The organism is Stenotrophomonas terrae, assembly GCF_001431465.1.
Taxonomy (GTDB): domain Bacteria; phylum Pseudomonadota; class Gammaproteobacteria; order Xanthomonadales; family Xanthomonadaceae; genus Stenotrophomonas; species Stenotrophomonas terrae.
This window is the reverse complement of sequence record NZ_LDJJ01000009.1, coordinates 29,587-41,265: the sequence shown is the minus strand read 5'-3', so window position 1 is coordinate 41,265 and position 11,679 is coordinate 29,587. Positions and strand designations below refer to the sequence as shown.

The 11,679-nt window shown below is 60.2% G+C and carries 15 protein-coding genes; 13 read left to right on the top strand and 2 right to left on the bottom strand.

Annotated elements, in window-relative coordinates:
* Positions 1 to 6 precede the first annotated feature (6 nt).
* Positions 7 to 261 (top strand): hypothetical protein, encoded by a 255-nt coding sequence (locus tag ABB27_RS20140; protein WP_057626799.1) that lies wholly within the window; start codon positions 7 to 9, stop codon positions 259 to 261.
* Between the two features lie 521 nt (positions 262 to 782).
* Here ABB27_RS20140 and ABB27_RS03275 read toward each other — a convergent pair.
* Both ABB27_RS03275 and ABB27_RS03270 read right to left on the bottom strand, forming a co-directional pair.
* On the bottom strand, positions 783 to 974 hold the full coding sequence (locus ABB27_RS03275) for a hypothetical protein (RefSeq protein WP_057626798.1): 192 nt from the start codon (positions 972 to 974) through the stop codon (positions 783 to 785).
* A 2-nt stretch (positions 975 to 976) separates the two neighbouring features.
* Positions 977 to 2,488, bottom strand: a complete 1,512-nt coding sequence (locus ABB27_RS03270; protein ID WP_057626797.1) for an FAD-dependent oxidoreductase — start codon at positions 2,486 to 2,488, stop codon at positions 977 to 979.
* Positions 2,489 to 2,597: 109 nt separating this feature from the next.
* Between ABB27_RS03270 and ABB27_RS19590 the strand changes: the two genes are divergently transcribed.
* The 12 genes from ABB27_RS19590 (at position 2,598) to ABB27_RS03205 (ending at position 11,649) form a co-directional block, all read left to right on the top strand.
* A complete protein-coding gene (locus ABB27_RS19590; protein WP_057626796.1) occupies positions 2,598 to 3,521 on the top strand; it encodes a LysR family transcriptional regulator in 924 nt (307 codons plus the stop codon).
* A 296-nt stretch (positions 3,522 to 3,817) separates the two neighbouring features.
* Positions 3,818 to 4,201 (top strand): hypothetical protein, encoded by a 384-nt coding sequence (locus ABB27_RS03260; RefSeq protein WP_152984413.1) that lies wholly within the window; start codon positions 3,818 to 3,820, stop codon positions 4,199 to 4,201.
* Positions 4,202 to 5,510: 1,309 nt separating this feature from the next.
* On the top strand, positions 5,511 to 5,855 hold the full coding sequence (locus tag ABB27_RS03250) for a GFA family protein (protein WP_057626793.1): 345 nt from the start codon (positions 5,511 to 5,513) through the stop codon (positions 5,853 to 5,855).
* A gap of 285 nt (positions 5,856 to 6,140) precedes the next feature.
* Positions 6,141 to 7,328, top strand: a complete 1,188-nt coding sequence (locus ABB27_RS03245) for a serine hydrolase domain-containing protein (protein ID WP_057626792.1) — start codon at positions 6,141 to 6,143, stop codon at positions 7,326 to 7,328.
* A gap of 110 nt (positions 7,329 to 7,438) precedes the next feature.
* Positions 7,439 to 7,816: a DUF1801 domain-containing protein gene (locus ABB27_RS03240; protein ID WP_244479118.1), complete on the top strand. Its 378-nt coding sequence runs from the start codon at positions 7,439 to 7,441 to the stop codon at positions 7,814 to 7,816.
* A gap of 57 nt (positions 7,817 to 7,873) precedes the next feature.
* On the top strand, positions 7,874 to 8,380 hold the full coding sequence (locus ABB27_RS03235) for a hypothetical protein (protein WP_057626790.1): 507 nt from the start codon (positions 7,874 to 7,876) through the stop codon (positions 8,378 to 8,380).
* A 42-nt stretch (positions 8,381 to 8,422) separates the two neighbouring features.
* Entirely contained in the window at positions 8,423 to 8,776 is a 354-nt protein-coding gene (locus ABB27_RS03230; RefSeq protein ID WP_057626789.1) for a hypothetical protein, read from the top strand.
* A gap of 113 nt (positions 8,777 to 8,889) precedes the next feature.
* Positions 8,890 to 9,273 carry a hypothetical protein gene (locus tag ABB27_RS03225; protein WP_057626788.1) on the top strand — a complete coding sequence of 128 codons (384 nt, stop codon included), beginning with the start codon at positions 8,890 to 8,892 and terminating at the stop codon, positions 9,271 to 9,273.
* A 156-nt stretch (positions 9,274 to 9,429) separates the two neighbouring features.
* On the top strand, positions 9,430 to 9,807 hold the full coding sequence (locus ABB27_RS03220; protein WP_057626787.1) for a DUF4124 domain-containing protein: 378 nt from the start codon (positions 9,430 to 9,432) through the stop codon (positions 9,805 to 9,807).
* Positions 9,808 to 9,907: 100 nt separating this feature from the next.
* The gene (locus ABB27_RS03215) at positions 9,908 to 10,417 is read left to right on the top strand and encodes a hypothetical protein (protein ID WP_152984412.1); all 510 of its coding nucleotides are present in this window, start codon (positions 9,908 to 9,910) and stop codon (positions 10,415 to 10,417) included.
* 199 nt (positions 10,418 to 10,616) lie between these two features.
* On the top strand, positions 10,617 to 11,123 hold the full coding sequence (locus ABB27_RS03210) for a GNAT family N-acetyltransferase (protein ID WP_057626785.1): 507 nt from the start codon (positions 10,617 to 10,619) through the stop codon (positions 11,121 to 11,123).
* A 130-nt stretch (positions 11,124 to 11,253) separates the two neighbouring features.
* Positions 11,254 to 11,649 (top strand): hypothetical protein, encoded by a 396-nt coding sequence (locus tag ABB27_RS03205; protein WP_244479117.1) that lies wholly within the window; start codon positions 11,254 to 11,256, stop codon positions 11,647 to 11,649.
* Positions 11,650 to 11,679: the final 30 nt, after the last annotated feature.

Genomic DNA, 11,679 nt, shown 5'->3' with positions numbered 1-11,679 from the left:
CGGGGTTTGCTTGTGCTGGTTGTGCTGGTTGTGCTGGTTGCGGCGGTTGCGGCGGTTGCGGCGGTTGCGGCGGTTGCGCAGCAGATTCCAGTTCTGAAGCTTTTCTATATTTCGTTTACTCGGCTTTGGCTTTGGCTGTTGCTGTGGCTGTGGCTGTTGCTTTGGCTGTTGCTTTGGCTGTTGCTTTGGCTGTGGCTGTGGCTGTGGCTGTGGCTGTGGCTGTGGCTGTTGCTTTGGCTGTTGCTTTGGCTGTTGCTCTAGCTTTAGCCGTTGCTTTAGCCCTTCTCCCGCCTGCGGGAGAAGGGTTGGGATGAGGGGGCGCTTTGGCTTTGGATTTTGCGGTAAAGCCCTTGCCGAGCATGGCTCGGCACTACAGGTGATGCTTGGCCTTGCCTCGATTCCCTTCTCCCGTTTACGGGAGAAGGTGCCCCGAAGGGGCGGATGAGGGGGAGCTTTGGGTTTTGCGGTAAAGCCCTTGCCGAGCATGGCTCGGCACTACAGGTGATGCTTGGCCTTGCCTCGATTCCCTTCTCCCGTTTACGGGAGAAGGTGCCCCGAAGGGGCGGATGAGGGGAGCTTTTGGTTTTGCGGTAAAGCCCTTGCCGAGCATGGCTCGGCACTACAGATGATGCTTGGCTTTGCCTCGATTCCCTTCTCCCGCGAGCGGGGCTTCAAGCAACTGCTGGGGGCTTCGCGCCTTACCCTCTCCCCAACCCCTCTCCCGGTGGGAGAGGGGCTTCAAGCAGCAGCTCGGCTCCGCTCGACGCTGCATAGCGCTTGGCTTACTTCTTGAACAACAGCGCCAACACGCTCGGGCGCAGCGCCAGCTTCATCATCTGCCGGAACTCGGCCGGCGTCAGGCTGGTCTTGCACGGCAACATGCCGGCGACACCATCCATCACCAGCAGGCCGTCCTCGGCTTTCACGTCATTGATGCGCACGTCCAGCTTCATCGCAGGGGTTGCAACCTTCATGCTCAGCCCTCCCAGTTGCCAAGGCCAACGATTTCACGGCCTGCAGCACGGCCGGAAATCATCGCTTCGGTCAGGTACGAACCGTTCTGGTACAGGTCGGAGAACATCGAGCCCATCTCACCGGCTTCGTACAGACGCGGGATGTGCTTGCCATCGTGGTCCAGCACTTCGGACTTGATGTTGCGGCGTGCGCCACCGCCGGTGCAGACGATCACCGGGTCCACGCGCATGCCGTAGAACGGTGCCTGCGCGATCGGGAACAAGGTATCCGGGTTGCGGCCGAAGTCCGCATCGTTCTTCGCCGCACACGCCGCGTTGTAACGTTCCACTTCCGCGCGCAGCTTGGCTGGGTCACGGTTGATCTTCACTGCCAGTTCTTCCAGCGTGTCGGCCTTCTGGATCCAGCCCTTCTCCACTTCCACCGAGTTGTCGTCGGACCACTTGTAGCCACGCACCACCGGGTTCCAGCTCATCACCTCCACCACCAGCTTGTTGTACTGGCAGGTGATGGCATCAAAGATCATGTGCACCGGCTGCGCACGGTAGTGCGGGGTGTCCACCCAATGGCCGTGCTTCTTTTCCTTGTAATGGGTGAGCTGCAACTCGGCGGTTTCGTTGTAGAAGCGCTCGGTGTTTGCGTCCACCTCAATCCAGCTGAAGCTCTGCCAGAAGAAGTTGCGCAGGAAGCCGTTGACGAAACCTTCCGGCTTGAAGCCCGGCCAGATACCACCGGACTGTCCCTGGTTGCGCATATGCCACAGATCGGCGCCGGCCTTCTGCAGGATCTTGATGCCGTCGCCGGTGTTGTGTGGCGTACCCAGCGGCGCCGGATTGGCCAGGCCGAAATAATTGCGCTGCATGTCCAGGTTGGCTTCAAAACCACCGGTGGCCATCACCACGCCCTTGTTGGCACGGATGGCCACGCGCTGGCCGTTCTGCTCGGCGATGACGCCGAACACTTCCAGCGTGTCCGGGTCCTGCACCAGGTCCTTGAGTGGTGATTCATAGGCAATCTGGATGCGCGGGCGCAGGCGGATGTTCTCGCGGAAGGCCAGATACACGCCCGACGGGATCGGCAGGATTGTGGCGGTGCAATGCACGGCCTCGCGGGCGCCGAACTCCGGGAACTCCAACACCGCATCGCGCTCGGAGAAGCCAGTGCCATGGATGAACTGCGCGCCGGCCTGGGCCGCACGTTCCTGGATCCATGGTTCCAGCGCTTCCATCGCCTCGGACCACGGCACCAGCATGTCTTCCGGGATCGGGTTGGCCACGCTCATCTTGCGCTGGTACTCGGCCAGCACCTTGGCGTTCTTGGTGATCAGCAGCGACTGACCGGCCACGCGGCTGTTGCCGCCGGTCTCGGCCTCGTTGGCCTTCTCCAGGATGAGGATGGACAGGTTCGGGTCCAGGTCGTGCGCCTCGATGGCGGCACACATGGCCGCCAGGCCAAAGCCGGCGATGACGAGGTCGTACTGCTGGTCCCACTGTTTGACGGCGTTGCGACTGGCCATGGTTCCCCTCCCGGGAGATTGCGATCAGCCGACTATCAGCGCCCCGCCCCGGCAACCGCCAACCAATTCGCGTACGATCCACAACCATTGGTTGTTACCGCGTGCCGCCATGGATCTCCGCCAGCTCCGCTACTTCCTGTCCGTGGTTGAACACGGCAGCTTCACCCGCGCCGCCGCGGCCACCGGCCGCACCCAGCAGGCCCTGAGCAAGGGCATCCAGGCGCTGGAGCAGCAGCTGGGCGCGCGCCTGTTCGAGCGCGGCAGCCGCGAAGCCCGGCTCACCGACGTCGGCCGCCTGCTGATGGAGCATGCCCAGCCCGCCCACGACGCCGTGCGCCGCTTCGAGGACCGCCTGCAGGAACTGCAGACCGGTGCCGAGGGCCAGGTCCGCATCGGCACCGGTCCCAGCACGGCCGGCTCGCTGGTGGCGCCGGCGGTACTGGCGCTGCGCCGGCACTGGCCGAAGATCGGCATCCACGTCAGCGGCGGCATCCTGCCCGAACTGCTGCCCAACCTGCTGGCGCGCGAACTGGATGCGGTGGTCACCCTGCACACCTTCGGCGACGGCGACCCGGACCCGCGCATCAAGAGCGAAGTACTGATGCACGACGAGTACCGCGTACTCGCCAGCGTGCGCCACCCGCTGGCGCGCCAACGCGATATCAGTCCGGCGCAATTGCTGGAACAAGCCTGGATCTTCGGCCGGCGCCTGGGCGCGGTGGAAGCCGCCTTCCGCCAACGCTTCCATGAAGCCGGCCTGGAACCACCGCTCAACACGATGGAAAGCGGCTCGCCGGAGTTCATGCGCGCGATGATCCGCGACGGCGGCTACCTCACCTTGTTGCCCAGCCGTTTGGCGCAGGCCGAGCTGCTCGCCGGGCATTGGGTGAAGCTGGATGCACCCGGGTTTGCCTGGCAACGGCCGGTGATGGTGTACACCCGCGATGGCGAACCGCAGAGCGCGCCGCTCGCGCGTTTTCTGCAAGCATTGAGGAATGCGGCGGAGTTGGCGCGGACGAGGGAAGTGGAATAGGCGTCAACATCAAACCTGGCGGAAAGGCCCGGTAGCTCAGGTGGGCTATTTGAAATTGGCAGCTGGACGAATGACCCGTATCAAGGCGTTGCAGATACCACTACGCCCGTTGCCGCCGGAGTGTATTCAATATCACCGATTGGAACTGCTGTTTGCTAGCCACTCTCTGACTCGGCTTATGCAATGCCACAGAACATTGATCGCGCAAGTACATCCCGTTGTTCAAAACAACGGAAAGATGCGCAATACTCAGCAATACACCGCTCCCGCGCGGTCTACATAAGAGTTAGCCGTCAATGAAACATGGTCCAGGCTGGGTCATCTTTGAAGAGCGCAATTTATCCGGAGATAGGCGCTTGTTATCAGTGCTTTCGCCGCGCAAGAACCAGCAGTTCGTGGTGCAGTTCATGCAGCAGCTGTATGTCGATAGGTTCGCAACAATTGCGAATCGCCTTGCCTTCAAGAAATCCTCAAGCAACTATCCGCTAGAGCCCATGCAGGACCGCTTCTATCCAATAATCCACGTGGGCCACAATCCATTCTTTGTAGGTATCCGCGCACTCGACCTCCGTCTTACAGATAACGTCCTAGAGTTCACCTACAAGATTGCTACCGATACTTCGGACCCATTCCACCCAGTCTATGAGCCGCGTTCTCAATCAATCGTCGTTGACGGCTAACAATTCATTCAAGCCGAAGCCGCTCCGCGGCTCGGCTTAATTCCAGGGTTAGGTGCAGATCATGAGATTCGCGATCGTCTTACTCGCATTTCTGCTATCTGCGCCTGCCGCGCGAGGGCAGCATCAAACAGAAACTGGATTGGATTCATTAGGCCGCCAACTTGCTGCATTTCGTGCCATGCCTGTAGGAGATCCCTCGCCAACTCCAGTACCATGTCCATCTGACAATATTCTGCATGACTATATTGGCCTCGACCGCCAAGAACTTTTCCGTAGACTTGGGCAGCCTGGCTGGGTTAATCCGCGGACATTGAAGCACTGGTACAGCCTTACCCATCCAATCTCAAGCAACTGGCGGGGCGGTGGCTACTGCTCGATTGGCTTTTCATTTGATGACAAAGGTGCGATTGACGATGTGTCGGTTTCAATTGCAAGGTAGGCTAACTGCACCTAACAGCTCATTCAAGCCGACACCGCTTCGCGGCGCGGCTTAAATATCCAGGATTAGGTGCCATGTCAAAATCAATCCTGATAATTGGACTAGTTATTTTGACGGCATGTAGTGAATCACCAAGTTCGGTGAGTCACAGAAATTCGCGCGGCGAGGCGCTCCCAGCGGCTCCTCCAGGCCCAGACTTCCGGGACTTGCTGGACGGAAAATGCCTTGCCAATAACATCAACCCTGTCGCGCTCAATGACTATGAGAGCTGCTTTGTCACCGAGCTATCCAAACAATGCAGCCCAGGGAACGATTGCCTCATAAGCTGCCTGGTTTCGGGTCAAGCGCGTCAGATCGGCGGCGGCTGTTGGCATGCATGTTTCCAGGAACTCGTCAGCTACAACGCATATCATGAGCCGGCTCAGGCTGCCCGGTGCAGATTGCTGGATCCATATCAAACACCGCACAATTCATTCAAACCGAGACCGTTGCTTGGCTCGCCCTGATGCGCACGTCAGGCATCAAAGGGCAAATCTGTGCGCGTTGACCTAGCCCTCTTTGACGGTGACGAACTGCTGACCCGAGGCACGTTCCGCATCGGCGCCGCCGAACTCGTAGATTCGTTCCCTGTGTTCAAAATCACTCACAGGCTCGGGCCCGAGGTAGCGGACATTGTTCTTTCCGAGTTTCCTCTACATGTTGACCTCAAAACAATCACCCTTAAGATGCCAATCCATGAGTCCTCTGATTGGGAGTCAATCGACATGGGCAGGTACTCACTGGCGTTTTGGTGTCGACTTGATGCCTGAAGGTTCATTCAAGCCAACACCGCGCCGCGGCAAGGCTCAACTCACGCCTTAGGAGGCACCCATGCAATCTGGAAGTTGTCATTGCGGAGCAGTGAAGTTCACCGCTCAAGGTGAGATTGACCAAGCCATTGAATGCAACTGCTCACACTGCAGCATCAAGGGACTTTTGTTCTGGTTCGTGCCACGCGAAGCATTTGCGGTCACATCAGGAGCAGACAAACTCACGACCTACACCTTCAACACGCACAACATCCTGCACCAGTTCTGCTCGGTTTGTGGCTGCCAGGCCTTCGGCCTTGGGAGCAAGCCTGACGGAACCAAGATGGCGGCAATCAATGTTCGCTGCGTGGATGGAATAGACCTGGCCGAGCTCAAACGTGTCCCGGTAAATGGCAAGGAATTCTAGTGGCGATAGCCGGCAGCTCATTCAAGCCGAAGCCGCTGTGCCGACAAGCTGAATCGATGCATCAGGCAGCACAGCAAATAGCCTGCAATCTTCCGATTCGAACCGGGAGATGAGCAGCGATTCCGCCGCGGCGGGTCCGCTCCCCGCTTCCGGCATTCAGCAGCCCTTAGATGGCGACCATTCCAGCAGAGCCAACAGACGCAGCCGCGGATAGGTCACAGGCGTGAGCCTCGGCAATCGGCTATGTTACGAACCCTTTTCCTACTTGCCTTCAAGCGCCGACGCATGCAAGCGACCTCGATGATTGTTCGAAACCGGCGATGGTTCAACTGCTTCGCATTGTCCGCCGTGCTGTTGAGCGCGGGATGCACGGGTAAGAATGTCCCGGCAAAAAATCTCGGGGCTGACATCGATGAAGTAGCCGCAACGCTGATCGAACAGCCCTTGCTCCACTCAGCCTCGATCGCAGTGGTATACCGGGGCGAGGAATTCATCCGTCACCGCGGCGACATGGAAACCGGGAAGCCATCTCCTCCAACCGATGCGACGCTCTACGAAATCGGCTCTTTGAGCAAGACCCTGACCGGGACCTTGATTGCCAATGCGGTGCTGGAGCACAAGCTGGGCCTGGAAGACGATGTCCGTCAGTACCTGCAAGGGGACTATCCGAACCTGCAGTACAAGAGCGAACCCCTCCGTATCCGTCACCTGCTGTCGCATACCAGTGGCTTGCCAAACATGCTGCCGGAACGCGCAAACACGGTGCTCGCAGACTTCACCGATCACCGTACGCCCGGCGAGCTCAATGCCGTCTACAAGGGCTATGGAAAGACAGATTTTTTCAATGACTTGCACACTGTCGAGATAGGCAGCGCGCCCGGAAAGGAGTACGCCTACTCCAGTGCCGGAACGCAACTGGCGGCCCACATTCTGGAAGTTGTTTACAAGCGCGACTATGAGTCACTGCTGCGTGGATTCTTTCGCGATGTAGCGGGAATGAGCGACATTCGGATCAAGATGAGCGAAGACGAAGCGGCCCGGCTTGCGGCTGGTTATCACAGCGACAATGTGGTCCCGACCACACCAATGCCGGAGTTACCCTGGGGCGCATCCGGAAACGTGAAAGCCACAACCCCGGACATGCTGAACTACCTCAAGTTCCAATTGGCCGGCGGGCCGGTGGTGACGGAATCGCATCGTCCTCTGGTCAAGTTCGATTCCGAGTTCAGCATCGGCTACTTCTGGAACATCGTCAGCGGTGACCGCCTGAAGGACCTCTACTACGCGCATCATGGCGGCGTTCCCCGCTCGCAGTGCTACATCTACATCATGCCGAAATATGATCTGGGCATCTTCGTCATCACCAACCAGAGTGGCGACCAGACGGCACATGCCATGGAGGCCGCTATCGATACGCTGGTCGAGAGAATCGCCTCGCGGGAGAAGCTTGCTGAGCATGAGCCACCCCGATAGCGTCTACTGGCGCGGGTCCGCTCGCCGTTCGGCGCTGGCCGTCATACGCAACCTCGCCGCCCAACAATCACTCACGCCGGCCGGCTTCACCGGCAGGCTCGGTTCTGGAGTTGAACAGCAACGCCATGGCTAAAAAATCCATTCAAGACCTCCTGGATGACGTCCGCCTGCTTGGCGAGGAGCAATTCTCCCTACTCGAATCTGTCCGCGCGCTTGTAAAGCAGACCGTCCCGGCAGTGACCGAGGAGGTCAAGTACGGCGGCATCCTCTTCAGCTCAGGGCAGCCGTTCTGCGGGGTCTTTGCCTATAAGCACCACGTGTCTGTCGAGTTCGGCAGCGGCGCCAGGATCCCGGACTCGTTGGGCCACCTTGAAGGCGCAGGCAAAGGCCGGCGGCACATCAAGCTGCACTCGGCAAAGGACATCAACACCAAGAAGCTGGCGCACTACCTACCGCTCGCTCTGGAGGCAGCAAGAGGTGCGGTCTGACCATGCTCAAGCAATGCACAGATTGCGATCTGGTCCAACGCCAACCCTGGAGCGCGCATGGCAAGCACGCGCCACCTGAAAGGCATCTCCCGCTCACTCGGCGAAACCTTCATCAGCCGCAATAATGACCTTGCCGGCTATTGGGGCCTGGGCTTGCTATGCCTGGAGACAGCCACACTCGCCGATACATCCGCCCGCTTTGACCTGCTCGCCCGAACGTCCGCGCCAGGCGGCCCAATCAGCCAGGCACTGGCTGCCAACTACGGCGATGTACTGACCGCCCTGCTTGCCCGCGCCGACATACAGTCGTCCCAACTCACATCGGCAGCCATGGAAGTCAGATTCGGCAGTTTCGGAATGTGCGCCACGCCACTGTGGACGGGCCGAGGCGCCCCTTATCACTGTTCTATCGTGCTCGTCAGCCAAGTTGGCAAGGCCTATATCAGCAATCTTGCCGGCTATTGCGCACCGCATGACCCCGGCATTGAGAGCCGTAGCACTCGGGCCAACGCTCTCCCACTCCGCGGTGTCTTGGCAGATGAGATCAACACTCCGGGACAGTAAACTCGCTAAACCCATATCAAATCCTCAATAGAAGAGTCATCCATGAAAGGAATCATCACCACCATCCTCGTCGCAGCGTCTCTGCTTGCACTGCCCGGCATGGCTGCACAGAGCAAACTGATTGAACGCGGCTGGGTGAAGGTCGACGAGAACCATGCCGAGTTGGAGCATGCCGGTCGCAGCTATGCGCTGGATACCTATATCGTGATGTTCCAACAGCCTTACTACATCCATGTCCGCAGCAAGGACAAGCAGCCGCTTGAGGCCGCCGAGTTGGTGGAGATGGCCGGCGAGTACATCAAGCCGCGTGGTTGCACGCAGCCGTTGGAACGGCGCAGTGATCTGGACCGCAGCAGCGCCGATAACTCCGAGCTGGTGCTTGGCTTCCAGTGCTGAGCAGGCTCCGCAGCACGCCAGTCAATTATCAGATGCGACCTTGCCGCTGACCTCGGTCAGTGGCATTCCGTTGGCGATGCACGTCGCCCAGCCCCGACGCTCCGGTGCCTTGCATGTTTGAACTCCTCGCCGTCCCCATCCTGATGACATTGCTGGCGCTGCTCGCAACCATTGCGCTGTTCAAACTTCGGGCGCGTTTTGCCAATTGGCCGATCCTGTATCGCGTGGCGCTTTCGGCGCTGATCGCGTCGTTTGCTCCCACCCTTTTCGTGGCCGGCCACGGCGGGATTCCGGTTCCCACCATCACCGGGCTCGTTCTCACGATCATGCAGATGAAGTGGCTGGACGATCTTCATCTGTCGATCATGGGAGTGGGATCAACCAACATGGGAGTCTACCTGCCTCCTTTCCTCGTCTGCTTCGCGTTGATCCTGCTCCTGGCCTGCAGCAAATTCCGCAATCGCGTGCCCGCCATGAAGCCCCCGCAGCCCTGGTGAGCCTTCGCCGGCTTCCTTGAGCTCATCGCCGACACCTTGATCTGGCCGGGCGTAGCTTTTTGCCCTGAAACGCCGCGCCCGTCCCGGATTCGCGCCGCCAAAGCCGCCATAATCAGCCCCTTCTTTCGCCTATTCATGTTTATTCAGGGAGCTTCGATGACAAAGGCCTGTCTGCTCGCCCTCGCACCCATCCTGGCCTGTTTTGCCCTGCCCTCGGCGCAGGCCCAGGCGGTTTACAAGTGCAGCAGCCCGAAGGGAGAGACCAGCTACCAGTCCATCCCCTGCAGCGAAGGCGAAACCTCGCTGCGCCGGTATGCGACCCCCTCGCGCTCCAACCCGACCCAGACCATCTCAGCAGCTCCGGCCAGGCCGGGCCAGCGCCGTGTGCAGGTCCGTTACACCACCACTGCGGCCAACGAAAAATGCGATAGCGCCAAGGCACTGCGCACTGCAGCGCTGGGCGCCGCTGGCGCCCAGGCAAGCGCCGATATGCGTGGCAACCTGGACCAGCAGGTCAACGCCGCCTGCCGTTGATGTACGCTGGCACGGCGTGGTTCAGGGCCTGACCGTAGCCGTTGAATCAGCACCCACTGCCGATGTTGCCGCTGCTTTCCCTATCCGTGCAGGAGAGTCCGTGAGCCGCTCCCTCAACAGAACACTGATCCTCGCACTCACGCTTGCCCTGCCCTTGGCGGCCTTCGCGCAGGGCGCACCCGCGTTGAAGATCGACAGTGCCCAGGTCGTTGGCCTGACCGCGTTGCTGGAAGCACAGCCAAGGCACCCGGAGGCAACCAGCATCCGCGCCTTGCTGCTTGAGTGGGAGGACAGCACCACCGACGCGGTGGATTACGTCTGCCCGGATGTGTTGGCACCAATACCAGGCAAGGGCATAGCAAATGGCCCCGAGCTGTTGGCACAGTTCATTTTTGGCAGTGCGGCCTTCCAGGTGGCCAATCCATCGCAGAAGGGCGCGCTGCAACCCTCCCAGCTCGCCGGCATGCGCAGCATGCTCAAGGCATACAAGGTCTTGCTTGCCACCGACCCCGGTGCCCGTATTCCCCGCTTTGATGCGCTGGCGGTGATGGATGCGCAAGGCACGCTGCCGGCGTACCTGGAGCCGATAGTGACGCTCAGTTGCAGATGATGCTTCGCTGCGTTCAAGCGCAGCGTAGGTTCGTGATCAAACCTGCTGACGCAACACCAATCCTTTCCGCACGGTCTTCCTTCATCGCCGTGCGCGCTTTCAAGCTCCGCTCGCACACCGATCTTGATCGCCCAATCAATTTCGAGCCGTGACCACATTGGGTGCATCATTCGCTCACAACCGCCCAAGCCAGACACGCATGAACCTGCAGATCCGCCCTGAAACAGCCAATGACAGCGCCGCAATTGCAGCAGTGACCATCGCCGCGTTTGCAGACGCCGCGCACAGCAGCCACACCGAGCAGTTCATCGTGGCCGCGCTGCGACGCGAAGGACAGCTCAGCGTTTCCCTGGTTGCCGAACGCGCTGGCGCCGTTGTCGGCCATGTCGCTGCATCGCCGGTCACCATCAACGATGCCAGCATTGGCTGGTATGGCCTAGGCCCGGTGTCGGTGCTGCCATCGCTGCAGGGCCAAGGCATTGGCACGCAGCTGGTGGAGTCTGCGCTTGATCTGCTTCGCCGGAACGGCGCGGCAGGCTGCGTGGTGTTGGGGGAGCCCGCTTATTACCGGCGGTTTGGATTCGTAGCGACGCCTTCGTTGACGCTACCGGGCGCGCCCGCCGAGTATTTCCAGGCACTCTCGTTTGACGGCGCGCCGCCACAGGGAACGGTTGCCTATCACGCGGCGTTCTCCGCGCAGGAATAAGCGGCTGGCACTTCCGGACTGCGCCGGCTTGCCGGCGACGGCATTCGTTGGCAGAGTGATGCCACTCCACTCATCCGATCAGCGCGGAGCTGACGGACTTGCACCCAACGCTCACGGGAAGGATTCCAGGATGCGCAGCACTCGCTCACACGTCACCGCCAGCAGCAACGCACGGCAAACCTCGCAGCTACGCCGCGGTGCTTCCGCGCTGCTCGGCATATTGCTCGCCTGCCTGCTGGTGGCCTGCGGCAAGCCAGTGCCCGCAGACAAGCAGGCCTATATCGGCAGCTGGGAATCTGAAACCACATCGCTGCTTATCGATGCCAGCGGCCGCGTGGTCTACAAGCACCAGCCCAGCCCGTCGAAAAGCACGTCCCTGGATGCGCCGATCAAGGCCTATGAAGGCAATGACTTCATCGCCGGGGTTGGCCCATTGACCACCCGCTTCGTGGTATCAGTGCCGCCGCACCAGGTAGATGGCAGCTGGAAAATGACCGTCGATGGCCAGGAACTCACCCGTCGTTGAGCCTGCAGGCGAGCGATCACCACGGTGGAC

Bases quoted from the DNA above. Each gene is read 5' to 3' on its own strand.
- ABB27_RS03260 (WP_152984413.1), top strand. From the start codon at position 3,818: ATGAAACATGGTCCAGGCTGGGTCATCTTTGAAGAGCGCAATTTATCC.
- ABB27_RS19590 (WP_057626796.1), top strand. From the start codon at position 2,598: ATGGATCTCCGCCAGCTCCGCTACTTCCTGTCCGTGGTTGAACACGGC.
- ABB27_RS03275 (WP_057626798.1), bottom strand. From the start codon at position 974: ATGAAGGTTGCAACCCCTGCGATGAAGCTGGACGTGCGCATCAATGAC.
- ABB27_RS03220 (WP_057626787.1), top strand. From the start codon at position 9,430: ATGACAAAGGCCTGTCTGCTCGCCCTCGCACCCATCCTGGCCTGTTTT.
- ABB27_RS03270 (WP_057626797.1), bottom strand. From the start codon at position 2,488: ATGGCCAGTCGCAACGCCGTCAAACAGTGGGACCAGCAGTACGACCTC.
- ABB27_RS03225 (WP_057626788.1), top strand. From the start codon at position 8,890: ATGTTTGAACTCCTCGCCGTCCCCATCCTGATGACATTGCTGGCGCTG.
- ABB27_RS03205 (WP_244479117.1), top strand. From the start codon at position 11,254: ATGCGCAGCACTCGCTCACACGTCACCGCCAGCAGCAACGCACGGCAA.
- ABB27_RS03230 (WP_057626789.1), top strand. From the start codon at position 8,423: ATGAAAGGAATCATCACCACCATCCTCGTCGCAGCGTCTCTGCTTGCA.
- ABB27_RS03210 (WP_057626785.1), top strand. From the start codon at position 10,617: ATGAACCTGCAGATCCGCCCTGAAACAGCCAATGACAGCGCCGCAATT.
- ABB27_RS03250 (WP_057626793.1), top strand. From the start codon at position 5,511: ATGCAATCTGGAAGTTGTCATTGCGGAGCAGTGAAGTTCACCGCTCAA.
- ABB27_RS03235 (WP_057626790.1), top strand. From the start codon at position 7,874: ATGGCAAGCACGCGCCACCTGAAAGGCATCTCCCGCTCACTCGGCGAA.
- ABB27_RS03245 (WP_057626792.1), top strand. From the start codon at position 6,141: ATGCAAGCGACCTCGATGATTGTTCGAAACCGGCGATGGTTCAACTGC.